The organism is Limosilactobacillus vaginalis DSM 5837 = ATCC 49540, from assembly GCF_000159435.1.
In the GTDB taxonomy this organism is placed as follows: domain Bacteria; phylum Bacillota; class Bacilli; order Lactobacillales; family Lactobacillaceae; genus Limosilactobacillus; species Limosilactobacillus vaginalis.
In genome coordinates this window covers 112,219-136,238 of the sequence record NZ_GG693412.1, presented here as the reverse complement: position 1 = coordinate 136,238, position 24,020 = coordinate 112,219, and the positions used below count along the sequence as shown (strand labels likewise).

Annotated in this window: 21 protein-coding genes, 2 tRNA genes and 2 pseudogenes; 17 read left to right on the top strand and 8 right to left on the bottom strand. The window is 39.9% G+C overall.

The genetic code is table 11. The annotated features are described in order from the left end of the window. Positions 1 to 134: 134 nt before the first annotated feature. Complete coding sequence (locus HMPREF0549_RS00570; protein ID WP_003716296.1) at positions 135 to 1,256, top strand: NAD(P)-dependent alcohol dehydrogenase; 1,122 nt, start codon at positions 135 to 137, stop codon at positions 1,254 to 1,256. 89 nt (positions 1,257 to 1,345) lie between these two features. Here HMPREF0549_RS00570 and HMPREF0549_RS00565 read toward each other — a convergent pair. Continuing rightward, positions 1,346 to 1,418: transfer RNA gene (locus HMPREF0549_RS00565), tRNA-Lys, on the bottom strand. 174 nt (positions 1,419 to 1,592) lie between these two features. Here HMPREF0549_RS00565 and HMPREF0549_RS00560 point away from each other — a divergent pair. Then, positions 1,593 to 2,237 carry an HAD family hydrolase gene (locus HMPREF0549_RS00560; protein WP_003716295.1) on the top strand — a complete coding sequence of 215 codons (645 nt, stop codon included), beginning with the start codon at positions 1,593 to 1,595 and terminating at the stop codon, positions 2,235 to 2,237. 45 nt (positions 2,238 to 2,282) lie between these two features. On the opposite strand, the gene HMPREF0549_RS00555 is transcribed toward HMPREF0549_RS00560, so the two are convergent. Continuing rightward, positions 2,283 to 2,990 carry a MerR family transcriptional regulator gene (locus HMPREF0549_RS00555; RefSeq protein ID WP_003716294.1) on the bottom strand — a complete coding sequence of 236 codons (708 nt, stop codon included), beginning with the start codon at positions 2,988 to 2,990 and terminating at the stop codon, positions 2,283 to 2,285. Between the two features lie 115 nt (positions 2,991 to 3,105). Beyond that, positions 3,106 to 3,178: transfer RNA gene (locus HMPREF0549_RS00550), tRNA-Lys, on the bottom strand. Positions 3,179 to 3,417: 239 nt separating this feature from the next. Between HMPREF0549_RS00550 and yycF the strand changes: the two genes are divergently transcribed. The 12 genes and pseudogenes from yycF (at position 3,418) to HMPREF0549_RS00495 (ending at position 16,771) form a co-directional block, all read left to right on the top strand. Beyond that, entirely contained in the window at positions 3,418 to 4,125 is a 708-nt protein-coding gene (gene yycF, locus HMPREF0549_RS00545; protein ID WP_040530594.1) for a response regulator YycF, read from the top strand. A 13-nt stretch (positions 4,126 to 4,138) separates the two neighbouring features. Then, on the top strand, positions 4,139 to 6,007 hold the full coding sequence (walK, locus tag HMPREF0549_RS00540; protein ID WP_003716292.1) for a cell wall metabolism sensor histidine kinase WalK: 1,869 nt from the start codon (positions 4,139 to 4,141) through the stop codon (positions 6,005 to 6,007). Then, on the top strand, positions 5,985 to 7,277 hold the full coding sequence (locus HMPREF0549_RS00535) for a YycH family regulatory protein (RefSeq protein ID WP_003716291.1): 1,293 nt from the start codon (positions 5,985 to 5,987) through the stop codon (positions 7,275 to 7,277). Before walK ends, HMPREF0549_RS00535 begins: the two co-directional genes overlap by 23 nt. A gap of 14 nt (positions 7,278 to 7,291) precedes the next feature. After that, on the top strand, positions 7,292 to 8,134 hold the full coding sequence (locus tag HMPREF0549_RS00530; RefSeq protein ID WP_003716290.1) for a two-component system regulatory protein YycI: 843 nt from the start codon (positions 7,292 to 7,294) through the stop codon (positions 8,132 to 8,134). 14 nt (positions 8,135 to 8,148) lie between these two features. Further along, positions 8,149 to 8,955 (top strand): MBL fold metallo-hydrolase, encoded by an 807-nt coding sequence (locus HMPREF0549_RS00525; RefSeq protein ID WP_003716289.1) that lies wholly within the window; start codon positions 8,149 to 8,151, stop codon positions 8,953 to 8,955. Between the two features lie 91 nt (positions 8,956 to 9,046). After that, entirely contained in the window at positions 9,047 to 10,294 is a 1,248-nt protein-coding gene (locus HMPREF0549_RS00520) for a S1C family serine protease (protein ID WP_003716288.1), read from the top strand. Positions 10,295 to 10,546: 252 nt separating this feature from the next. Further along, positions 10,547 to 11,044, top strand: a complete 498-nt coding sequence (locus HMPREF0549_RS00515) for a phosphatidylglycerophosphatase A family protein (RefSeq protein ID WP_040530591.1) — start codon at positions 10,547 to 10,549, stop codon at positions 11,042 to 11,044. Between the two features lie 454 nt (positions 11,045 to 11,498). After that, a complete protein-coding gene (gene rlmH / locus HMPREF0549_RS00510; protein ID WP_040530899.1) occupies positions 11,499 to 11,978 on the top strand; it encodes a 23S rRNA (pseudouridine(1915)-N(3))-methyltransferase RlmH in 480 nt (159 codons plus the stop codon). 264 nt (positions 11,979 to 12,242) lie between these two features. Continuing rightward, positions 12,243 to 14,687 carry a mucin-binding protein gene (locus HMPREF0549_RS00505; RefSeq protein WP_003716285.1) on the top strand — a complete coding sequence of 815 codons (2,445 nt, stop codon included), beginning with the start codon at positions 12,243 to 12,245 and terminating at the stop codon, positions 14,685 to 14,687. Positions 14,688 to 14,705: 18 nt separating this feature from the next. Beyond that, positions 14,706 to 14,810: pseudogene (locus tag HMPREF0549_RS10230) on the top strand (hypothetical protein); the annotation flags it as partial. A 98-nt stretch (positions 14,811 to 14,908) separates the two neighbouring features. Further along, entirely contained in the window at positions 14,909 to 15,457 is a 549-nt protein-coding gene (locus tag HMPREF0549_RS00500) for an NADPH-dependent FMN reductase (protein WP_040530588.1), read from the top strand. A gap of 140 nt (positions 15,458 to 15,597) precedes the next feature. Next, positions 15,598 to 16,771, top strand: a pseudogene (locus HMPREF0549_RS00495) (iron-containing alcohol dehydrogenase). Between the two features lie 109 nt (positions 16,772 to 16,880). On the opposite strand, the gene HMPREF0549_RS00490 reads toward HMPREF0549_RS00495, so the two are convergent. From HMPREF0549_RS00490 to HMPREF0549_RS00470, 5 genes are all read right to left on the bottom strand, one after another. Further along, the gene (locus HMPREF0549_RS00490) at positions 16,881 to 17,747 is read right to left on the bottom strand and encodes a DUF4097 family beta strand repeat-containing protein (RefSeq protein WP_003716281.1); all 867 of its coding nucleotides are present in this window, start codon (positions 17,745 to 17,747) and stop codon (positions 16,881 to 16,883) included. Next, on the bottom strand, positions 17,744 to 18,088 hold the full coding sequence (locus HMPREF0549_RS00485) for a hypothetical protein (RefSeq protein ID WP_003716280.1): 345 nt from the start codon (positions 18,086 to 18,088) through the stop codon (positions 17,744 to 17,746). Before HMPREF0549_RS00485 ends, HMPREF0549_RS00490 begins: the two co-directional genes overlap by 4 nt. A gap of 18 nt (positions 18,089 to 18,106) precedes the next feature. Further along, positions 18,107 to 19,597 (bottom strand): cardiolipin synthase, encoded by a 1,491-nt coding sequence (gene cls / locus HMPREF0549_RS00480; RefSeq protein ID WP_040530585.1) that lies wholly within the window; start codon positions 19,595 to 19,597, stop codon positions 18,107 to 18,109. Positions 19,598 to 19,749: 152 nt separating this feature from the next. Next, entirely contained in the window at positions 19,750 to 20,211 is a 462-nt protein-coding gene (locus tag HMPREF0549_RS00475; RefSeq protein ID WP_040530582.1) for an NUDIX hydrolase, read from the bottom strand. Between the two features lie 12 nt (positions 20,212 to 20,223). Beyond that, complete coding sequence (locus HMPREF0549_RS00470; RefSeq protein ID WP_003716277.1) at positions 20,224 to 20,649, bottom strand: OsmC family protein; 426 nt, start codon at positions 20,647 to 20,649, stop codon at positions 20,224 to 20,226. 433 nt (positions 20,650 to 21,082) lie between these two features. On the opposite strand from HMPREF0549_RS00470, the gene HMPREF0549_RS00465 reads away from it, so the two are divergent. The 3 genes from HMPREF0549_RS00465 (at position 21,083) to HMPREF0549_RS00455 (ending at position 24,015) form a co-directional block, all read left to right on the top strand. Then, on the top strand, positions 21,083 to 21,304 hold the full coding sequence (locus tag HMPREF0549_RS00465) for a hypothetical protein (protein WP_003716276.1): 222 nt from the start codon (positions 21,083 to 21,085) through the stop codon (positions 21,302 to 21,304). A gap of 56 nt (positions 21,305 to 21,360) precedes the next feature. Beyond that, the gene (locus HMPREF0549_RS00460) at positions 21,361 to 23,562 is read left to right on the top strand and encodes an ATP-dependent Clp protease ATP-binding subunit (protein WP_003716275.1); all 2,202 of its coding nucleotides are present in this window, start codon (positions 21,361 to 21,363) and stop codon (positions 23,560 to 23,562) included. 102 nt (positions 23,563 to 23,664) lie between these two features. Beyond that, positions 23,665 to 24,015 (top strand): type II toxin-antitoxin system PemK/MazF family toxin, encoded by a 351-nt coding sequence (locus tag HMPREF0549_RS00455; RefSeq protein ID WP_003716274.1) that lies wholly within the window; start codon positions 23,665 to 23,667, stop codon positions 24,013 to 24,015. Positions 24,016 to 24,020: the final 5 nt, after the last annotated feature.

Here is a 24,020-nt window from a genome sequence, read left to right as displayed (position 1 = left end):
AATATAAATCCTGTTTTTACAAGAATTTGTTGTTATAATAAAGTAAGCGCTTTCTGATAAGGGCTTATCAAATGTTCAATTGTGATAGTATGAACATTGTAGAGATGTTAGCTAAATAAACAGGAGATATTTTTATGAAGATTAAAGCTGCAATTGTTGATCAAAAGGGAGCAAAATTTGATATTCGTGATGATGTTGAATTAGCAGATATGCAAGCTGATGATTTACAGATTCACATGGTTGCTTCTGGAATTTGTCACTCAGATGAAGCTTTACGGAAAGGTGACGCAGAAATCGGCTACCCAATCATCCTGGGCCATGAAGGTTCTGGGATTGTTGAAAAGGTTGGTCCTGAAGTTAAGAATTTCAAACCCGGCGATCATGTAATTCTTTCATTCTATGGTTGTGGTAATTGTATTAACTGCTTGAAAGGGAAGCCAACAAAGTGTCTGAACTATGCTGCTAATAACCTTTCTGGTGTTCGTCCCGATGGAAGTGCTCATTTTACTGAGGATGGTCATCAAGTTGACGATATGTTTGATCAATCTTCATTTACAACAACGACCGTGGTTCGTGAACGGAACGCCGTTAAGGTTCCTAAGGATCTTGACTTGCGGAAACTAGGTCCTCTAGGCTGTGGTTACGTTACTGGTTCAGGAACGGTCTTCAATACATTAAAGCCAGAACCAGGTTCTACAATTGCTGTAACTGGTACCGGTGCCGTTGGTTTAGCGGCAATGATGGCTGGTAAGATTTCAGGATGCACTAAAGTCATCGCTATTGATCGTGTCCCTGAACGGCTTGAGTTAGCTAAGGAGTTGGGAGCTACTGACGCAATTAATACTAATGACCAAGACATGGTTAAGTCAATCCAAAACTTAACTGATGGAAAAGGCGTTGATTATATTGTTGATACTACCGGTGTGACTAAGGTTATGGAAGATGCAATTCAATCGCTTGCCCAAGGTGGAACATTGGCACCAGTTGCGGTTACCGCAAACCATATTGATGTTGATACCTGGAACGATCTTTGCCCTAGTGACCGGACAATCGTCGGTGTTAACATGGGTGACTCGATTCCACAAGTTGATATTCCACGGCTAATCGAATTCTACAAGTTGGGAATGTTTGACTTTGACAAGACTGAAAAGTTCTATGACTTCGATCAAATCAATCAAGCCAACGCCGATTCAGTATCAGGAAAGACAATTAAGCCAGTTCTAATTATTGATAAGGACTATCAACCTGGCGACTAAAAGTCTAGCAGCAATGTTGGTAACTATGTTTTTAGAAGTCATTAATATATCAAAAAAGGCCACCGAATAATCGGTGACCTTTTTTACGATGGGCAGTCAGGGGATCGAACCCTGGACCCACGGATTAAGAGTCCGTTGCTCTGCCAGCTGAGCTAACTGCCCATGTCATTGACAACAGATATTATCTTATCAATCTTTAATTGAATTTGCAAGACCTTTTTTGAAGAAAGTGAGGTTAAAATGAGAACGAGAAGGAATAGAAATTGATTGAAGATTCTTGCTTGTATCTGTAAAGTAGGAGTTAAGAATAATTAATTGATAAAGGGATGAAAAATAGTGAAGGGTGCAATTTTAAGCCTCAATCAAATTATTTTGGATACCGATGAATTACAATTCGAAGCATGGCGTAATTTAGCGATGTACGAATTTGGCATGGGGCTACCTGGAAAGGTGGCTCATCAATTAGCTGGACTAGATCGACACCAAGCGTTAGAAGTGGTCCTAAGTCATTTTAACCAAACGGACGCCGACAAGGATGAACTGTTAAATGAGCAATATGAAATGTACACCAAGGTTATTGAAGGAATCGGTGAAGATAAACTTTACCCAAATGCTAAGCGATTACTAAATAACTTCTACGATCATTATGTTGATATGGCTGTTAATGATGTTGACGGGCATGCAAAAGAGATTCTCCAGAAATTAAAGGTCGATGATTTCTTTGATGCCTTTGTTTCTCCAGTAGATAGTGATAACCCATACCTAAAAGCAAGCCAAGAGTTAAATGTTCAACCAGCTGCATGTATTGGGATTGGGTCTAATGCTAAGCAAATTGCACTAATAAACGATACGGGTGTTGTTTCAATTGGTGTTGGTGATGCAACTGAATTGAAAGCTGCTAAGTATCAAGTAAGTCAAGTTGGTGATCTGAAGTACCCAATGATCCGTAAAGTATGGGAAGACAATGAATTAGATGAGTAGATAATAAATCCCCGAGTGTCAGGTTTAAGGCATCCGGGGATTGTTTTATCGATATTCTTCAACACAAAAATTTTTTTGATGACAATTCGGACACGTTAACCTTCTGGTGTTGGGAGTATGTGCGGCCCCAACCCATATTCTGAATGAGGGAACAAATTCAGATTGGCAGTGAGGACAAAGGTAGATTGAGTGTTGGTAATAAGCATAGGTGAGCTCACCACTGATAGCAAGAGAGAAAATTAATCCTAAAACAAACCACCAAATTGAAGCACCGTGGTAAATAACGTATATCAAACTTCCCCACAGCAGAAAATCAACAATAAGTCCCCATCCCAACATTTTTAACCGTAAATAGTGGAGTTTTTTGGTCATATTCATACTAGATAACACCTCTTTTTGTACTTCAGTTGAAAAATTATCTATAGAATTAAGCTGTTTTTGTAGGTGTTTCAACCCTTCAAGCTGTGATTCGACTTGGTGAAGTTGTTCTTGTAGCGAATTTGTTTGTTTATCAATTAATGATGATAGAATTTGAGCTGATTGGTCATGATCCATTAGCTTTTGAATATCGTTAAGCTTAAAGCCGAGCTTGCGGTAGGTAAGGATCTGTTGAAGACGTAAAAGATCTTTCTTATCATACTCCCGCCGATTACTGTGGCTTCTTTTAGCATGGAGCAACCCCTTTTGATCATAGTATTGAACTGTTCTAATAGAAGTATGACATCGTTGTGCCAATTGTCCGCTAGTAAGCACTGAATAATTCCTCCCTTCTAAATAACTTTATCTTACATAATGACGTTAGGTAACAATCAAGGAAAAATTTAAAAAAGAAAAAGACCACCAAAATGGTGATCTTGTAAACCTCTGATGGGCAGTCAGGGGATCGAACCCTGGACCCACGGATTAAGAGTCCGTTGCTCTGCCAGCTGAGCTAACTGCCCATATATCTTGTTCAATCAGAACATATATAAATGTATCATCATTCTTTAACACTGTCAATAATTTATTGGAATTTAAATTGATCTTTTACTGATGTGGTATAATGTTAAAAGAGTAATTGGGCGATCTATTAGTGATTTTCGCCCTTTTGGTGGAGTAATTTAAATTATAAACAAAGCTGGAAACTATAAATTTCCAGTCCTTAATAATCAACTGTACCTATGTGGAGGTAAGTATTGATATGGCAAAAAAAATCTTAGTTGTTGATGATGAAAAGCCAATTTCAGATATCATCAAATTTAATCTTGAAAAAGAAGGCTATGAAGTCGTTGTTGCCTTTGATGGGGAAGAAGCCCTAGAAAAAGTTGAAGGTGAAAAACCTGATCTAATTATTTTGGATTTAATGTTGCCTAAGATTGACGGCCTTGAAGTAGCTAAGCGAGTACGGGCAAAACACACTACCCCAATTATTATGGTTACTGCTAAGGACTCTGAATTAGATAAGGTCCTTGGCCTAGAACTTGGTGCTGATGATTATGTTACTAAGCCATTTTCTAATCGTGAATTAGTTGCTCGGGTAAAGGCAAATCTTCGTCGTCAAGCGGCAGTTAAGGCACCAGCTGAGGAGGATAATAACACTGACATTCAAGTTGGCGACTTAGTAATTCACCCGGAGGCATATACAGTTTCCAAGCGTGGCGAAAACATTAATTTAACTCACCGTGAATTTGAACTCCTCCACTACCTTGCAGAACATATTGGACAGGTAATTAACCGTGAGCACCTCTTGCAAACGGTTTGGGGCTATGACTACTTTGGTGATGTGCGGACCGTCGATGTTACAGTTCGTCGACTCCGGGAAAAGATTGAAGATAATCCAAGCCATCCTCAATGGTTGATTACCCGTCGTGGTGTTGGTTACTACTTAGCAAATCCTGATCAAAATTAGAGGCTAGCCAGTTGTGAACAGCAAATTAAAATTTTATCAGTCAATCAAATTCAAAATCGCCCTCGTTTTCGCGTTAATGTTGATGTTAACGTTGGAATGCGTTGGGGCGGTTTTTGTGCGTCAATTGGAACATCAGAATTTAAATACGTTTAAGCAAACAATTGAGCTTCCTTCTTACGTTGATAATTCGTTAAGTGAACAGCTAGTAAACACTAACCATAAGAAGGCTAATCAAAAGATCCGGAAAATTCTGGCTGAGGTTAATAACAACAATATTTCAGAAATTCGGGTAATTGATAGTCAGGGTGTTGTTCGTGGGACCAGTAATTTTGATAATCGAAATATGATTGGTCAAAAAACTACCGAGCAAATGGTAAAGGCAACACTGGTTAATAACCGTTCCCACACCGAAAATGTCTATGATAATAGCAACCATACACGCTACTACGTTAATATTATTCCGTTAGTGGATAATAGTAATAATAACGTGGTTGGGGTTGTTTATCTTCGTGCCAGCTTAGAGAGTGTTTACTCTAACATCAACAGCATTACGTTAATTTACCTTTCTGCTGCCCTGATCACGATCGTAATTGGACTATTGCTGGCAATTATTATTTCCCAGGAAATAACCCGACCGATTGAAGAAATGCGGAAACAGACCCTTCGAATTGCCCGTGGTGATTTTTCTGGTCAAGTTCGGGTAATGGGAAATGATGAGTTAGGTCAATTAGCCGGGGCAGTTAACAACCTTTCAGTTCGGGTTGAAGAGGCCCAGGAGTCGAGTGATTCTGAGCGACGGCGGTTGGATAGCGTCCTATCACACATGTCTGATGGTGTTTTAGCAACAGATCGGCGAGGCAACGTAACGATTGTTAACAATATGGCGCTTCAATTATTAGGGGTAGAACATGATGATGAACTAATCGGAAAATCAATTATTGATGTTCTTGATATTCGTCATGACTATACCGTTCGTCAACTTGTTAACAGTGAACAAAAAGAAATGATTCTCGATATGTCGAATTCGGGAAGTAATTTGATATTGAACGCTTATTTCTCACCAATTCAGCGGGAGTCCGGATTTGTTAGCGGGTTAGTCTGTGTTCTCCATGACGTTACTAGTCAGCAAAAAGAGGAACAGGAACGAAAGGAATTCGTTTCTAATGTTTCACATGAATTGCGGACCCCACTAACCAGTGTTAAGAGCTACGTTGAAGCATTAAGCGACGGTGCATGGCAAGATAAAGAAATTGCACCCCAATTTCTCAAGGTTGTTCAGGATGAAACTGAACGAATGATTCGGATGATTAACGACCTATTGAGTCTTTCACGGATGGATGCCGGTACTACAAAGTTAAACCTTGAATACGTTAATATTAACGAGCTTTTTAACTATATTCTGAATCGGTTCGACATGATTATTAAGAAGGAAGAAGACCCGAAAAAGAAAAAGTACACGATCGAGCGCTTCTTTACCAAGAAGGATCTATGGGTTGAGATTGATACCGATAAGTTTACCCAGGTTATTGACAATATCATGAATAATGCGATTAAGTATTCGCCAGATGGTGGTGTAATTACTGCCCGGTTATTAGAAACGCACAATCATGTTATTATGAGTATTTCTGACCAAGGGCTTGGGATTCCACGAAAGGATTTAAGTCATATCTTTGACCGTTTCTTCCGGGTTGATAAGGCACGAAGCCGGAAGCAGGGAGGTACAGGGCTTGGCCTTGCCATCTCTAAAGAGGTTGTAAACATGCTTGGTGGCCAGATTTGGGTTGACAGTGTTGAAGGAAAGGGTTCAACTTTCTACATTTCCTTACCATACGTACCATATGAAGAGGGGGACGAGTGGGATGATCAAAAAGATCAAAACTAATTGGTTAGCCATTGCGTTAACCATTGTAGTGGTAATCAGCTTATTCTTAACTGCTGCAATCTGGTCCAACCCTGTGCAATATGAGCGAACGAAAGATAGTTCGAGTTCACGAAACCTCAATACAACCCAGTCAATCGGTGATTTATACTTACCGACCCAAGTAGTGCATGTTGATGCTAATCAGCAACAATTCTTACTGTATAGCTCACGGAAAAATTTGATTATAACCATTAGGCACCAATTACGCAGTTGTCAGTTAGGACGCGCTAGTCTGGTAAAAAGTGATAATAGCGACGTTTACCTTAGCTATCTTCACCAGCCTAATTCGTTAATGGTGAGTTATCCGGATAGTATTACGGGCACGATTTTTAATGAGACTTTTTCGCAGTCGATTGATACTAGTCGGGTTAAGCAGATCGACCATATTTTAATTCCATTAAATAATCCGCGAAATGTTTATTTGCTAAATGATCGTGGTTATAAGGTATACCGGGCACGGATTAGTCAGACAAAGGGAAGTAGTAGCTTAAACGCCTTGATTAAGGGAACAGCAAAAGTAGAAGTTGATCATAAGATCATTCACGGTCAAACGATGCTTCTTTACCCAAAGAGCTTTACATTACCGGTTTTTGGCTACCAGGTAACAGCACAAAATATTGATACCTTAAGTCAAAACCTTATTAGTACAAATAAGCAGTCTTCAATTACAACCGAACGTAAGGGAGACACGACTATTTATCGTGATGGTGAAAATAAACGGGTAATTTATAATCATCAAAATGGTACCGTCCGTTATGAGAACTATGTAAGTCATGATGATGTGCCAAAATCTAGTCAGCTGTATAGTTATTTCTTTAATCGAATCGCGAAAACCGGAATTCCAATGGATAATCTCCGCTACGATGGGATTAGTGATCATCAGCGGACCATTAATTACCGGAGCTATGTCGAAGGATTTCCAATTTTTAACTCTGCTGGGTATGGTGATATTCGGATGTCATCAAAGGTTAACGGAATAAATAAAACTTGGTTGAGTTTATACAGCATTCAAGTTCCATTGCCGATTAACCATAAGCCGGTTCGTCTTCCCTCAACGACTACGGTCTTCAAACAACTTCGGGCAAGCAACCGGCTTAAGGATGTTAAGGGAATTCGAGTTGGTTACCTTTGGAAAGAAAATACAAGTGATAACAGTACTGTTAAGTTAACGCCAACCTACTTTGTTGACTATCATGGACAGTGGGTTGACTACACTGAATTACAGAAGTAAGGGGGCATTGGAAAATGGACTTTAAACGAATTCAATGGATCTTTTTCTTTGCCTTCTTGCTCTTTGATGTGATCATCGCAAGTTCATTATTGGTTGAAAACCGCTTTATCGTAACGAATAATCAAAGCAGCCGCTCATCCGTCATTTTGAAGGAAATGAAAGATGATTCGATTAGTTATGGAAAGATAAATAGTGGTCAGCAAAAAGGGTACTACCTTTCTGGTTATCGTTCTGCTGAAAATGGGGCTTTAGATGATGCTTCGACTCGTCTTCATAATCAAGAAACACACTTTTCAAGCAATACTTTAACGAGTGAATTTAATGAACCGATTAACGTTAATATTGAAACTCCTAATGTGCGGCTAAATGAATTAGTTCATAACAGCCATCAGATAGCATTAGGAAAGCATTACCAGTACAATCCAAATCTTTCAACGAAACGTGTAATTGTTTATACACAAATGGTTGAAGGACGACCGTTAATGAACAATGATGGACAAATTCGTTTTCGGGTAAATTCTAACCATGAAGTAACGAGTTATACGCAGACGTTTTTGGAGGGCGTACGGATTCTTCGTCCAGAAACCGCCACAATTAGTCAAAAACGAGCTGTTGTTTGGCTATATAAACATAATCAGATCCCTAATAATTCACGAATTCGGTGGGTTCAATTAGGGTATTCACGATTACTGAGTACAAATACGAATAACCGGAATGTTTATATTCCAACCTGGGTTGCGGAGATTAAAACTAAGAACTCGGGGGCAGTTGAGCAAATCTCAATTAATGCTTTTAACAGTACCATAATGAAAAATACAACTACTAGTGTTAATACTGAAGCACTAAATCAGAAGTAAAGGAGTAATCTGAGGTGACAGAACAGGATCCATTACGTTACAGCATTTTAGCGAGTGGGAGTACAGGAAATGTAACTTACTTGGAAACCGATGAGCACCGAATCTTGATTGACGCTGGATTAAGTGGTAAGCGGATCGAAAATTTAATGGCGAAGATTGATCGGTCACTAACAGATGTTGATGCAATTTTTGTAACGCATGAACATACTGATCACTGTCATGGAGTAGGTGTGCTCGCCCGACGCTATGGAATGGATATTTATGCTAATCAAGGAACTTGGGATGCAATGGCCAGCAAAATTGGCAAAATTCCGTTAGAACAAAAGCACATTATTGCACCAAACAGCGTTAAGGATCTGGGAGACATTGACGTTGAGAGCTTTGCCGTTTCCCATGACGCGGCAGAACCCCAATTCTATCAGGTTCACCATAATAACAAGACCTTTTGTATCATTACGGATACTGGTTATGTCTCTGATCGGGTTGAAGGAACAATTCGGAACGCCGACGCCTACCTAATGGAGTGTAATCATGATACGGAAATGTTACGGATGGGACCATATTCTTGGCCGTTAAAGCAACGGATCTTAAGCGATACAGGGCACCTCTCTAATGAAGAGGGAGCTGATGCACTGATGGATGTCCTTGGCTCGCGGACCAAACGCATTTTTCTCGGTCACCGGAGTCAGCATAATAATATGCGTTCGTTAGCTCACCTGACCGTGGCAACGATTATGGAGAGGCATGATTTTGGTGTTAACCACGATTTTCAACTTGTGGACGCGGAACCAGACAAGCCAAGTAAACTTTTAACAGTGTAATAATCATCAAAAGACAGATGAAATTTCAAGCTTTTTTCATAATTTAACGATATATTGAATTTGATAATTATGAGATTGGAGGAGTTATTTGATGAGTGACCAAAACCAAAAACCGCGCAATACCAAAAATAAATTTTGGTTAAAAGTGGCTGGAGTTGGCCTTGTCGCTGGCTTAATCGGTGGCGGGCTTTCGCTAGGAATTGGTAATGTAATTGAAAATCATGTTCAGACCTCTAGTACGAACGTTCCTGCAGGTTCAAACAAGTCTGGAGGAACCAAAGTAAATAAAAATAAGGCGAACTTAAGCAACCAAGCGACGAAGGCTTATGATTCTACAAAGGATGCTGTTGTTAGTGTTATTAATAAGCAGGAAGTTCAGTCATCCAATCAAGGAATTATGGGAATGTTTGGTGGCCAAACTAGCGGTGATTCTTCTAATTCAGATAGTTCACAAAATCCTGGCAAACTTCAAACGGCCAGCGAAGGTTCTGGGGTAATTTATAAGAAGAGTGGTAACTCTGCTTATATTGTTACCAATAATCACGTTGTTAAAGGGTCAAATGCTCTCCAAGTAATTTTAAGCAATGGACGGAAAGTAAATGCTAGCTTGGTTGGTTCAGACTCAGCGACTGACTTGGCGGTCTTAAAGATAAATTCAGCGAATGTTAAAACGGTTGCTGAATTTGGAAATTCAAACTCAATTGCAGCCGGTCAAGATGTTTTAGCAATCGGGTCACCAATGGGTAGCGAATACGCTAACACTGTAACGAAAGGGATTATTTCTGCAAAGAGTCGGACGCTAAAGAGTGGTACAGACGGGACGTTAACCTCTGTTATCCAAACTGATGCAGCAATTAATTCAGGTAATTCAGGCGGTCCATTAATTAACATGGCTGGCCAAGTAATCGGGATTAACTCGATGAAGTTAGCAGGGAGCAGTGATGGCTCTTCCGTTGAGGGGATGGGCTTTGCTATTCCAAGTAACGAAGTGGTCAAGATTATCAACCAGTTAATTAAGAATGGTAAGATTTCTCGGCCGTCACTTGGAATTAGTATGATTGACCTAAGTCGGGTAACAACCGATCAGCAGCAGTCTGTTCTAAAATTACCATCAAGTATTACTAAGGGTGTTGTAATCATGGATGTTCAGAGTGGCTCAAATGCACAAACAGCAGGCCTTGAGCAATATGACGTTATTACCAAACTTGGTGATACCAAGATTACGAATACTAGCTCGCTGAAGTCAGCATTATATAAGTACAAAGTTGGCGACACGACTAAGGTAACTTATTACCGTGATGGTCAATCCCATACAGCAACATTGAAGCTGGCAAAATAAATTAAGTATATGAGAGAGGGAGCGTGACAGAAGTCATTTATGACTTCGTTTTCACGCCCCCGCGAGCGCAAATAGGGTTCCAGAGTTCGGTTATACCGGACACTGGAACCCATTTACGTACCGCGCTGTTCGTATTTGAACTTGGTAAAAGTACTTATGTCACAGTCCCCTTTTTTTGAACATTGAAGTAGGTTGTCCCTAGTATTATTTGCATTATAATGAAATCATTAATAAATGTTGGGAGAAGTGAAGATGAATAATCCTAAATTTAAGTATCCTGATACTAAGGCCTATAATTTTGTGATAGACCGACTCGCAAAACGTGGGGTAACCCAATCAGATTTGGCTAAGATTGTCTATGAAACCCAGCACCAGTATGAACCTGAAGTTACACTGAAAGAGTGTGAAGATGCAGTTGTTGATGTTATGCATAAGCGTGAGTTAATGAATAACGCAATGGTCATGTTGGAATTGGATCGATTAACGGAAGAAGGGCAAGTCGATGAACCGCTTGCTTCAATTATCAAAAATGATGCTGGAGTATTTGGGGTAGATGAAACAATCGCGCTCCAAATTGCAACGATTTACGGAACAATTGGAACAACAAACTTTGGCTATTTTGACCGAGTTAAATCTGGGATCATGAAGAAGTTTGATACCTCAGACTTGCACGTTAATACTTTTATTGATGATTTACTTTCAGCAATTGTAGCAGCAGTTTGTGGAAAGATTGCTCATAAGTATGCTTAATCTTGAGAAATAACGAATGATTAAACTATTCAGTTAGTTAAATATTCAGCTAACCACGGATTGTGATTCAATAACCACAATCCGTGTTATTTTTTAACTAAAATTAGCTGTGAATTAGCTTGTGGAAAAGTTAGTGGAAAAATCAGCGAAATTATTTTACTATTGTAAAAGTGCCTTAATAACAGTCATTATCGGTGTGCAAAACTTATCCACAAGTTAGAAACTATATTGTGGATAAGTGGATTAATTGAAAATCAACGAGGGCAAATCCTTGTTATATCAGGTGATTAGAGCATTGTGGACGAACAGCTGTTTCTGTTGATAACTGTGGATAAGTAAAAAATAGGTAAGCGCATTCACTATAGTTTTTCTACCGAACATTCGAGAAAAAGAGAATTATAATCAATCGCCTGTGGATAACTCTGTGGATAAAATGTTGAAAGTGGTGGATAAATTGAATATTAAAATTATCGGTGTTGGTAAATTAAAAGAAAAGTATTTTAAAGCAGGAATTGCGGAATATTCAAAGCGGCTTGGTCGTTTTTGCAAATTCCAAATTGTTGAAGTTCCAGACGAAAAGGCACCAGAGTCACTAAGTCAGGCGGAAATGGATGAGGTAATGGCGAAGGAAGGCGAGCGGATTCTGGAGAAAATAAAGGATAAGGAGTACGTTTATGCCTTAGCGATTAAGGGAAAAGAGCGGACTTCGGAAGAATTTGCTAAGGAGATTAACCAGTTAACCACGTATGGCCATAGTGATATTACCTTCGTGATTGGTGGTTCTTTAGGTCTTAGTCCAGAAGTTTTAAAACGTGCTGATACCCAAATTTCATTTGGTCGTTTTACCCTCCCTCACCAATTAATGCGGTTGGTATTAACCGAACAGATTTACCGGGCATTTACCATTATTAATGGTTTGCCTTATCATAAGTAACAAAAAAGTTCACAAATGCTTAAACTTTCATTTGTGAACTTTTTTTTGATCAAATTCTTAAGAAATATTATGATCCAACTTAATAATATTTTCCCTGTGATGGCGTTATAGTAATATATTACATAAAGATTACTAGTATATTACAATAATGTATCTAAAAGCGGATAAAGATAGGTTTAACCCCCTATGAAATAGTGCGGATAGATAGGAAGTAACTTTGTAATAATGCTACTTTTTATTACTAACTCACAGGAGGATTAATACATGTTATCAAAGAAAAATATACAAATGATGATTCGTAAAGGTCAGCCGCAAAAACAACGGTTTGGTCTCCGAAAATTAAGTATTGGTGTAGCATCTGTTCTTTTAGGATTAACTTTCATTGGTGCGAGTAGTGCTTCAGCAGATGAAACAGTTAATCAAGAAGGACAAGCAGTTCAAACAGAACTAGCAACGCCCCAACCAGTAGAAATTACTGGGAGTGAAAGTGCGAGGCAACCGGACAATGATGAGGTAGCGAGTAGTAGTACAGCAGAAGCGACACCAGTTTCGAGTGAAGCTACTTCGCAAGTGGTGGCAGACTCAGCAGGCGCAGTACAAGATCAGACGCCACCTAGTGCACAGCCAGTAACTAGCACGGCTCCAGAAATTAGTGGGGGGGGGACGGTAGGATCAGCTAGTGACCCTGCTTCAGACATCCCGCAGCAAAATGGGGTAGAAATTAAGTTCCAAGATCAAGACGACCACGGTAATGTTCTTCCTGACTACGTTTACATCCCTGGAAAAAAACCGGGCGACAAAATAACGATGGATGAAATTATTAAGCATTTACCTGCAGGATTAGAAATTGTGGAAGGCCAGCCTCAAGAATTTGAAGTGACTGGTGAACCTTATCAAAGTATCCCAATCTACGTAAGGCATATTATTGAAGAAAAGACAGAAAGTAAAGATGTTGAACAAATTATCTACGGTCATTATGGGACTAATAAAGAAATCCTCAACCACCAAGTAGTAACGTTTACAAGGGTTGTGAGGTATGACAAGTACACTAAACAAATGGTTGTTGTTCAAGAATGGCAGCCAAGCCTAACGTTCCAAGACTACACGGTTGTTCCCAAGGATGGTTTTTCAGCTAACCATTCAGTGATTAAGGAAACAACGGTGGATAGTAATTCTGGTACAGTAAAGATCGATGTCTTGATGAAGAAGAACATTGTCAATACGGAAACCGACACAGTTACCCGGACAATCATCTTATACTTACCAGATGGGACAACAAGAGAAATTGTGCAGACAGTAAAGTTTACTCGTGATGTTATTACTAATCCGTGGACAAATGAGGCAACTTACGGTGAATGGACTACGGATAAAGATTCATTTGATAGTTACCAGGCAGGAGAAATTGACGGGATAGCGCCAGACCGGACAGAGATCAGTCAAGTTACGGTTAAGCCAGGAACTAATAGTTGGGTTGAGGAAATTAAGTATCCTCAAAACGAAGTAACAACGGAAACCCGTGATGTAACCCGGACAATCAAACTAATCTTACCGGATGGCAGTATCAAATATGTTCGCCAAACGGTAACTTTCACCCGTCAAGTAACTAAAAAGGCAAATGGTGAAATTGTTTATGGCGAATGGGATCAACCGGGAAAGATGTTTGATGACTATTATCCAGCTGAAATTGACGGAAAAAAGCCTGATAAAACATACATCCCAAGAGAGGTAGCTAATCCAGATACTAAGGATTATGAAGTTGAAGTTCGTTATGAAGCAGCATATTCAACTGCAACTGAAGAAAAGACAGTCAACCGGGTAATTCACCTTCACCACCCGAATGGGACAGTTGAAACGGTTAACCACACCGTAACATTAACTCGTGAAGTAAAAACAAATCTACAAACGGGTGAAAAGGAATATGGTGAGTGGTCAACTGGGCAATTTGCAGAATTTGTTGTGCCAACAGTTGAAGGCCATGTTCCAGATATTGAAAAGATTGAACTGATGGAAGTTAATGGTACAACAGAGGATCAGCTCCACCACGTTAACTACCTGGCCCACCAAGTTGATGCTGATACTAAGACTGTTAACCGGCTGATTCAGGTTACGATGCCGGATGGAACCGTAAAGACGATTACTCAGACAGTAACATTTGTTAAGCACACTACTAAGCACCCAGTAAACGGTGAAATTATTAGTGAAACTGAATGGCAAGTTGTTGATGGGGATGGAACATGGGCTGAATTTATACCAGAAAAGGTTGACGGGTACACACCAAGTCAGGAAAAGGTGGAGGCCGTAACACCAAATGTTAATACCGGGAATGTGTTGGTAGAAATTAGCTACAAGCAAAATGAAAAGCCAACAGATCCGGTAGGGCCGAGTGAACCAACTGAACCGGATACACCAGTAGATCCAGATAAGCCAATCACTCATGATAAACCTGATAATCCAACGGAGCCGGACAAGCCGGTAAGTCCTGGACAACCGGGAACTTCTGATGGACCGGTAGACTCGGATAAGCCAGCAGGTTCAGATGGACCAACTAGTTCAGGCAACTCCGATCAGCAAGGAAACGAAAACTCAGCTTCTGCAACCACTAATGCAGCAAACGCAGCAGCTACGGCAACTGTTCAGTTAACTTCCGCAACAACAGTTGAACAAGCTGACGTAAAAGAAGTTGATAATAATGCTAAAAAAGCAAACTAGGATAACCAGCAACTACCACAAACTGGTGAAAAGCAGAGTCCAGGACTAATTACTGGAACAATGCTCGTCTTGGTAACTCTCCTTCTTCAATTACTAACGTTTGGTTTAGTGAAAAAGAAGTAGATTGGAGCTGGAAATTAACGATTCCAGCCCCATTCTTTTGTTTTAAAAGCCAAATATGGTTATGATGAAGTCAAAGACAATTAATGGGAGTGATTTCAATGAAAAAGGTTGGAATAGTTGTTGGTAGTACACGTCCCGGGCGGCGGAGCAAGCAGGTTGCCGATTGGCTACAGAAGCAATTGGCTGTAAGTACAAAGCTAAAATTTAATGAAATTGACTTAAGAACAATCGACTTACCATTTTTAGATGAAAGTAAAATTCCAGCACTAGGTCAGTACGAACACAGCTATACTCGTGAATGGAGCAACTTAATCTCAAGCTATGATGGTCTGATCTTTGTCTTTCCACAATATAATTGGGGTTATCCAGCAGTGCTCAAGAATGCACTTGATTACTTAGCAAACGAATGGAAGAATAAGCCAGTTAGTTTAGTAACATTTGGTGCCCATGGGGGAGCGCAAGCGCAAATTGCAATGCGACTAGTAATTACCGGGTTTCACATGAAACAATTAGCGATTAATCCGCAATTAAAGATTAGTCCGTCCGATTCAGTTGCAGAGGTTGATCGAATTCTTCACACTTATGATCCGATTGCTCAATTACTACGGGCAGAGTTTGAAAAAGATTTAACAAAAAAGGCGGAATAAATATTCTGAAAACTCTTGTAATAAAACAAATGAGGTAATATGTCTAAATTCTCATTATTATTAGGCAATTCTAATTTGCAATGCTCTTCACAATGTTTCATAATGTAAGTGCATACAAGCAATCTAAGGAGGCTATTGCAATGAATAGACAATTTGACTTTCTGATGCCTAGTGTTAATTTCTTTGGCCCAGGTGTAATTGAAAAGATTGGTGATCGTGCTAAGATGCTGGGAATGCACAAGGTACTGGTTGTTACCCAAGATAACTTGGCTGCTATCGACAATGGACCAGTTAAGCAAACTCTTGCATCATTGGAAAAGGCTGGTGTTGACTACGCTGTCTTCACTGGTGTTGAACCTAACCCAAAGATTCGGAACATCAAGGCTGGTAAGAAGATGTACGAAGATGAAGGTTGTGACTCAATCATCACTGTTGGTGGTGGATCAGCTCATGACTGTGGTAAGGGAATCGGAATTATTTTGACTAACGGTGACGATATTACTAAGTTAGCCGGAATTGAAACTTTGAAGAATCCACTACCACCACTGATGGCTGTTAACACTACTGCCGGAACTGGTTCAGAATTAACCCGTCACGCAGTTATTACTAACGAAAAGGATCACTTGAAGTTCGTTGTTGTTTCATGGCGTAACATTCCATTGGTATCATTTAACGATCCAATGCTGATGTTAGATGTTCCTCAATCAGTTACTGCTGCTACTGGTTGTGATGCCTTTGTTCAAGCAATTGAACCATACGTTTCAGTTGACCACAACCCAATTACTGACAGTCAATGTAAGGAAGCTATTCAATTAATCCAAACTGCATTGCCTGAAGCAGTTGCTAATGGTCACAATATTGAAGCACGGACAAAGATGGTTGAAGCAGAAATGCTTGCCGGAATGGCATTTAACAACGCTAACTTAGGTTATGTTCACGCAATGGCTCACCAACTTGGTGGTCAATATGATGCTCCACACGGTGTTTGCTGTGCATTATTGCTTACTACCCGTTGAAGAGTACAACATTATTGCTTGCCCAGAACGCTTTGCAGAATTAGCTGAAATTATGGGTTACGACACTACTGGTTTAACTACCATGCAAGCTGCTCAAAAGTCAATTGACGGAATGAGAGAAATGTGCAAGGCTGTTGGTATTCCAGCATCAATCAAGGAAATTGGTGCAAAGCCAGAAGACTTCCCATTGATGGCTGAAAACGCATTGAAAGATGGTAATGCATTCTCCAACCCACGGAAGGGTACTAAGCAAGAAATAATTGACCTTTACCAAAAGGCTTATGATGGTATCTACTAATAATTAGGTAAGATAACACAACTAAAAACTTAAATAACTCCTAAAAAGAGCTTCAAAGTTCGAAAAAACGAATTTTGAAGCTCTTTTACTATCTGTTTCATGTGAAACGTTACTTAATAATATTATCGCCACTAACGTTCTTGAGGTAGATGAAGTTTGGCTCAGTGGTATTTCGTTCGAGCAAACCACCGCTACGATGTTTCCGCTTTAAGTTGTTGTCACCACTCTTAGTTGTGAGTTTAGCACCGTCAATGGTCGATTTAGTAATCGAATTATCCCCGCTTTGGTTAGTAACTGAATAATGACCGATAATAGTTAATCGCTGACCATTAAAGTCACCAGATGTTAACAAAGAACATCCCTTGGTTAATGAAACCTTATTTAAATTAATATCGCCACTAGTTGAAGCAAGTTTTGTCTGGATAAGGGATGAGTTACGAATGGTAATATCTCCGCTGGTAGTAATAATTTTTCCTTGATCAAACTCGCTGTTAAGGACATTAATGTCGCCATTATTACTCTCTAAATTAATCTTTTTGGCAAGAATTCGATTAAGGAGAAGTTCATTATTGACGTGACCTTCTATTTTAGTAAGACTTGCCTTTTGGGGAACAGTAACGATGCAACGCTCTTCATCGCTACTGTTAAGTAACTGAAATTTAGCCAGTTTTGAATGAGTAACGGGTGTCTGCGTAATTTTTAGGACACCATCTTTAACCTGAGCATGAACTGCATGGTTTTTATTTCCGTAATAGGAAACGGAAAAGTGGTTTCCTTGCTTAATAATTACGTCAGCTGAACTAGCAGTAACCTTAATTTTATTAAATGACTTTCGGGTAAGAACATCACGATTAGCTGTTGATTCTTCAATTGGGGACATTGGATCAAATGGTTGTTTATGCCCCAAATAGGCGATTCCAGAAATGATTAATCCGCAAACAATAATAATGCTTCCCCACTTAAATGCTCGTTTCATTGTTTATCATTGCCTCCCAATCGCATTTTAATAGCATTGATCACCCATTTTACCGCTTTGATTAACCATTTAGCGGCCCAGACAAGGAGGGGAACAATGATAATTAAGAGACCAATTTCTGCAATTAATAATCCTAGATAAAAGAGACTTGTCCAGACATTGATTGACCAGTAACTCATCATTTCAACGAGTGCAATGTTAGCAAATGAAAAACCGGCAATAAGGGCAGAAAGGATGGTTACGATCGCAATGAAAATTGCTGGAAGGATAGCAAGTACACCAACGATTATTAGAATTGCAATCAGAACATCTTTAATGCGCTTGGCATTTTCCGTGTTCATTTTAATTCCTCCCGTAAATTAGAAAATTGGTGCTAGAAGGTGGGAGAACTGTTGCTTGAACTTCAGCCACCGTGATTGCTTTGCAAAGTACTCTTCCGTCATCGGTGTGCAATTAAGCAGGTCGGCTTCAAAGATCTTTTTAAGTTCACTGGAGAGCTGTGAATTATAGGTAAAAGCATTTACCTCAAAATTAAGTTTGTAGCTCCGGTAGTCCTGGTTAGCTGAGCCGACAGATGCGATGTTGGAACCACTGACCATTGTCTTAGCGTGGATAAAGCCATTATCATAGCGGTAAACCTTAACACCGTTTTGAACGAGATACTTAGCATAGTACTCGGTCATCCGGTAAACAAAGGGATGGTCGGGCATACATGGGACCATGATTCGAACGTCAACACCGCTTTTGGCAGCGATGATTAATGCCTCAAGAATTGAATCCTCAGGAATTAAGTAAGGGGATTGGATATAAACATATTTCCGTGCAGTGGCAATGATTCCCTCATACCCCCGCCGAATTGCGTAATTTTGGTTATCTGGACCAGAGGAGACGATTTGCATTGGGACTTCATCCGGGTTGGTTGATTGGGGATGCTTGATAGTGAAGTCTTTTAATTCATCATCAATGGAAAACTTTGGCTTACGAGTCTTTCGGCAGGTAGTGTTCCAATCCATCGCAAACCGAACTTCCATCATAACTGAAGCTTGGCCAACCACTCTTAGGTGCGTATCGCGCCAGTAACCAAACTTAGGACTATCACCGAGATACTGATCACCAATATTAAATCCACCAATGTAGCCAATCTGATGATCGATAATCACTAATTTTCGGTGGAGGTGGTAGTTAAGTCGTGGTGAAGTGTACCACTTAGATGAGCTTGAAATAAATGCTTGAGCTTGACCGCCGAGTTTTTCCAGTGGTTCGAAAAAAGATGGCTTGGTTCCGCGAGATCCGCTGGCATCATAGAGGACCCTGACTTTAACGCCTCGTTTGGCAGCATGGACAAGTGCATCAAGAATTCGTTTACCGAGATGATCAGCATAAAAGGTGTAGTATTCGACATCAACGATTTTTTTAGCATGATTAATATCGTCAATTAATTGTTCAAATTTAGCATGACCGTCAGTAAAGACTTCGACATGATTATCAAAGGTTAAGAGTGCTTCGTCATTATTAAGGTTTAAATTAACAAGCATCCGTGCTCGGGGCTTTTGATTGCTTTGCGGCAATAGTTCGTGCTGTTCTAAAAGCCGATGCTGCTTTTTAAGGAAAGTATTTTGATACTTGGCCTGTTCTTCTTGAATTGTGAAGATATCATCATGTGATAGCTGACGACCAACGAACATGTAGAGGATAAATCCGGCAACGGGAAAGACTGATAAAACAAGCAGCCATGCCCAAGTAGCAGCAATATCCCGCCTGCTCCGAAAAACGGTCCAAATAGCAAAACCAATGTTAATTAGCCATAGTACTTCAATGATGCGCCGGATAATATCCCAGGTCCAAATCATAATTTTTCTCCTTATTTCTCTGATTACACGTAATAAAACTATTCTAGCATAATTAATGATGAGGGTAATCAAGGCGAAAAAGGAGAAGACTAGAAAAAACGCCCCAGTGTTCTTTTTGGAATAGAACACCAGGACGGGTATCTTAAATTTAATTATCTGTTTTGCTCGACATATTTTTTAATGAGCTGCCACATTTCAGCATGTTGGTCATTGAAGAACTTTGGTGGCTCTTTTTCAAGATCAAAGTATTGAACTTTAACGGTTTCATCAGGCTTAGTATTAACGTGCTTTTGAGTAGCCAATTTAACGAGGTAAAAGGCATTAACTGGTTGAACCTGATCACCGTTTGGGTAGGTATAAAAATCCTGATCCTGAAGTTTTAGCAACTTTTCCGGGATAATTTCAAAACCAGCATCTTCTTTAAATTCGCGTTTTACAGTGTCGCTAAATGACTCACCGTATTCCATGTAGCCACCGGGGAATCCCCAATCGCCAGTATCAGCGCGTGCTTGAAGAAGAACTTGCTGATCTTGGTTAAGCAATGCTCCTGAAGCGCTAGTCATGATTAAAGGCTCATGGCCAACCATGCTACGGATCCTTTTAATGTATGGCATTATCTTAGCACCTTATTCCCGCACAAAGTTATTAGCAACAAATTTTGTCCCGAATTCAAGGGTGTTTCTTACAGGACACTTCTTTTCGACATCGGCAAGAAATTGCTTAATGTCTTCATCAGATTCGTCTGAACGAAGGTGAGGCGTAAAGCGAATCTCAGTAAATTTCCGTCGACTATCTCCGGCAGCGACATCTTCGCGGTCTAGATCGCCATCAATATCGATCCAAAAAGCTTGTAAGTCGAAATTTCGCTTGTCTGCTAAGGCTTGTGCTGTAATTGCAGTACAAGCACCAAAAGAAGTTAAGAGAATTTCTACAGGATTCATCCCCGTGTTAGTACTGTTTGGCTCATCAAAGGTAATTTCAAATCCTCGTGTTCCAGCAGAAACTTGCATTCCAGTAGTGGTTTTTGTGGCTTTTACTTTAAATGTACTCATATTGCTTATCCTCCTTTTATCGGTAGCAATGGAACTAATACTTCTATCCAACTGCTTTAAGTATATCCGAATAGGTAATGGGAAGCAATAAAAATGCCTAGCTAAATTAATAGCTGTTACTTAGTAAATTTTAATAAAAAAGATAAAAGGATCATGACAAACAATCATGATCCTTTTACCGAATTGGAATGAGTAAAGTAGTAATTCCCAGACGCTTGGGGAACATCTGGGAATGGAATGTTAGCACACAAAAGAAAAGGGATTACAAGGATACTAAATTATTCATTCCTCAATTGATTAAGAGATTACTAATATTCTAATTCATTTTTAATCAAAGTCAATAAGTTTTTTGGATTTTTTGAAAAAATTGATACTTCACACTTGTGTTATTTCACAGATGTGATATAATATTAATCGTAAAGGAAGTGAAGATATGCGGATTGATATTAAACACTATCTGGCGGTTCACAACTTGACGATCTACCAGGTGTCGAAACGTTCCGGATACGGTTATACCACTTTACATAAGTCTTTTAGCAAACCTCAGTCGAGCGCTACGCCACTGAATTTGAGAGACTTAGATGCTTTAGCTCAGGCGCAACACAAAAAAATGTGGGAGGTCCTGAAAGAATTGGAAGAAAATTATCTCGAATAAAGCATTGTAAATATATAAATTTAGTAATTAAAGAAAATTAAGGGAGGAATGTACTTATGGCACAAAACCCAATGAACCCATTTGATGGAGACATGAATGACATTTTTAACCAATTAATGGGGGATATGAACGGTCTTAATTCTGATAACCGCCGCTACCTCATTAACGGTAGAGAAGTCACTCCTGAAGAATTTGCACAATATCGTCAAACTGGAAAGTTACCTGGTGGAGCTGCTCCACAACAACAACCAGGCCAACAACCTAATGAAGGTAAGGAAAGTATCTTATACAAGTTAGGCCGGAACTTGACTGAAGAAGCTCGTCGTCACGAACTTGACCCAGTTATCGGTCGGAACAAGGAAATTCAAGAAACCGCTGAAATTTTAAGTCGGCGGACAAAGAATAACCCAGTATTAGTTGGTGATGCTGGTGTTGGTAAGACTGCTGTTGTAGAAGGTCTTGCTCAAGCAATCGTTTCTGGCGATGTTCCAGCAGCAATTAAGGACAAGGAAATTATCAGTATTGATGTTTCTAGTCTTGAAGCTGGTACCCAATACCGTGGTAGTTTCGAAGAGAACATGCAAAAGTTGATTGATGAAGTCAAGAAGGCTGGAAACATTATTCTCTTCTTCGATGAAATTCACCAAATCATTGGTGCTGGTTCCGCTGGTGATGCTGGCGGCTCCAAGGGAATGTCCGACATCATGAAGCCTGCACTATCACGGGGAGAAATTACCGTTATTGGTGCTACTACTCAAGATGAATACCGGAACACGATTATGAAGGATGCAGCTTTGGCACGGCGATTCAACCCAGTAACAGTTAACGCACCAAGCAAGGCTGACACAATCGCTATCCTAAAGGGAATTCGTGACTTGTACGAACGTCACCACAACGTTAAGTTACCAGATGATGTTCTTCAAGCTGCAGTTGACTACTCAGTTCAATACATGCCACAACGGTCATTACCTGACAAGGCAATTGATTTAGTAGATATGACTGCTGCCCACTTAGCTGCTAAGCACCCAGCACACGATGCAAAGCAAATCGAAAAGGATATCGAAAACGAAAAGAAGAAGCAAAAGGAAGCAGCCAAGAAGGAAGACTACAAGACTGCTCAAGCCGCTAAGGAGAAGATTGCTGATCTTGAAAAGCAATTAAAGGAAGGCTCCGAAAATGACAAGGTTACCGCAACCCCTGAAGATGTTGCTAACGCTGTAGAACAAATGACTGGTATTCCAGTTTCTAAGATTGGCGCTAGCGATGTTGAACGGTTGAAGGACATGGATAAGCGGCTAGAAGGCAAAGTTATTGGTCAAGATGAGGCTGTTGAAGCTGTAGCTAGAGCTATTCGTCGTAACCGTGCCGGATTTGATGAAGGTGACTCACCAATTGGCAGTTTCCTCTTCGTTGGTCCTACTGGTGTTGGTAAGACTGAACTTGCAAAGCAATTAGCTCTCGACATGTTTGGTAGCAAGAATGACATTATTCGTTTGGATATGTCAGAATACTCAGACCGGACAGCCGTTTCTAAGTTAATCGGTGCAACTGCTGGTTATGTTGGTTATGATGACAACGGCAATACCTTAACTGAAAAGGTTCGTCGTCACCCTTACTCAATTATCTTGTTAGATGAAATTGAAAAGGCTAACCCACAAGTTATTACCCTCTTGCTCCAAGTCCTTGATGACGGTCGTTTAACTGATGGTCAAGGAAACACTATTGACTTCAAGAACACGGTAATTATCGCAACCTCAAACGCTGGATACTCCAATGATGCTCCAGTTAAGTTAGGTAACGACAACGATGAAGAAGACTTGATTAAGAAGTTAACTAATTACTTCCGTCCAGAATTCTTGAACCGGTTCAACGCAATTGTTGAATTCCACAGTTTGACTAAGGAAGACTTGAAGAAGATTGTTGACTTGATGTTAGCTGACGTTAACAAGACCTTGGCTAAGAAGGGAATGGATGTTAAGGTTACCCCAACTGCAAAGCAATACCTTATTGATGAAGGTTACGATGAAGCAATGGGTGCTCGTCCGCTTCGTCGGGTTATCGAACGTGAAATTCGTGACAAGGTAACTGATTACTACCTTGACCACCTTGATGCAAAGCACTTAGTTGCTGAAATGAAGGATGGTAAGTTAGTAATCGTTGATGCTAAGGATGCTGCCGAAGATGACAGTGATCAATACAAGTCAGAAAAGACTGACAAGGGCGAAGACAACGATAAAAAAGCTGAAGACGACAAGTAATCGGTAAGCTTTTCAATGAAGAAAGAAGACAGGAAACTTGTTTCCTGTCTTCTTTCTTTTTAAAATGAGATCATAACGATAGCTTAAGGAGAAATTTATTGAATGAAGGCAAAAGAAGTAAAACGAGGGGACATTTTTTATGCCGATCTTTCACCAGTAGTGGGTTCGGAACAAGGGGGACAACGACCGGTTTTAATTATCCAGAATGATGTCGGTAACCACTTTAGCACGACTGTTATTGTGGCCCCAATCACTACGCACTCACAGAAGAAACCAATGCCGACACATGTTCCGCTGACAACTAAAGTAACTGGAATTCCTAAAAATTCAGTTGTTTTATTGGAACAGGTTCGGACGATCGATAAGCAACGACTGATGGATCGGATTGATCACCTTGATACTTCGGTAATGAAAAAGGTTAACCAGGGACTGCGGGTAAGTCTTTCTTTGTAATTAAA

Bases quoted from the DNA above. Each gene is read 5' to 3' on its own strand.
- HMPREF0549_RS00520 (WP_003716288.1), top strand. From the start codon at position 9,047: ATGAGTGACCAAAACCAAAAACCGCGCAATACCAAAAATAAATTTTGG.
- HMPREF0549_RS00515 (WP_040530591.1), top strand. From the start codon at position 10,547: ATGAATAATCCTAAATTTAAGTATCCTGATACTAAGGCCTATAATTTT.
- HMPREF0549_RS00455 (WP_003716274.1), top strand. From the start codon at position 23,665: ATGAAGGCAAAAGAAGTAAAACGAGGGGACATTTTTTATGCCGATCTT.
- HMPREF0549_RS00505 (WP_003716285.1), top strand. From the start codon at position 12,243: ATGTTATCAAAGAAAAATATACAAATGATGATTCGTAAAGGTCAGCCG.
- HMPREF0549_RS00490 (WP_003716281.1), bottom strand. From the start codon at position 17,747: ATGAAACGAGCATTTAAGTGGGGAAGCATTATTATTGTTTGCGGATTA.
- HMPREF0549_RS00530 (WP_003716290.1), top strand. From the start codon at position 7,292: ATGGACTTTAAACGAATTCAATGGATCTTTTTCTTTGCCTTCTTGCTC.
- cls (WP_040530585.1), bottom strand. From the start codon at position 19,597: ATGATTTGGACCTGGGATATTATCCGGCGCATCATTGAAGTACTATGG.
- HMPREF0549_RS00475 (WP_040530582.1), bottom strand. From the start codon at position 20,211: ATGCCATACATTAAAAGGATCCGTAGCATGGTTGGCCATGAGCCTTTA.
- HMPREF0549_RS00485 (WP_003716280.1), bottom strand. From the start codon at position 18,088: ATGAACACGGAAAATGCCAAGCGCATTAAAGATGTTCTGATTGCAATT.
- HMPREF0549_RS00570 (WP_003716296.1), top strand. From the start codon at position 135: ATGAAGATTAAAGCTGCAATTGTTGATCAAAAGGGAGCAAAATTTGAT.
- yycF (WP_040530594.1), top strand. From the start codon at position 3,418: ATGGCAAAAAAAATCTTAGTTGTTGATGATGAAAAGCCAATTTCAGAT.
- HMPREF0549_RS00460 (WP_003716275.1), top strand. From the start codon at position 21,361: ATGGCACAAAACCCAATGAACCCATTTGATGGAGACATGAATGACATT.
- HMPREF0549_RS00470 (WP_003716277.1), bottom strand. From the start codon at position 20,649: ATGAGTACATTTAAAGTAAAAGCCACAAAAACCACTACTGGAATGCAA.
- HMPREF0549_RS00465 (WP_003716276.1), top strand. From the start codon at position 21,083: ATGCGGATTGATATTAAACACTATCTGGCGGTTCACAACTTGACGATC.
- HMPREF0549_RS00535 (WP_003716291.1), top strand. From the start codon at position 5,985: ATGATCAAAAAGATCAAAACTAATTGGTTAGCCATTGCGTTAACCATT.
- HMPREF0549_RS00500 (WP_040530588.1), top strand. From the start codon at position 14,909: ATGAAAAAGGTTGGAATAGTTGTTGGTAGTACACGTCCCGGGCGGCGG.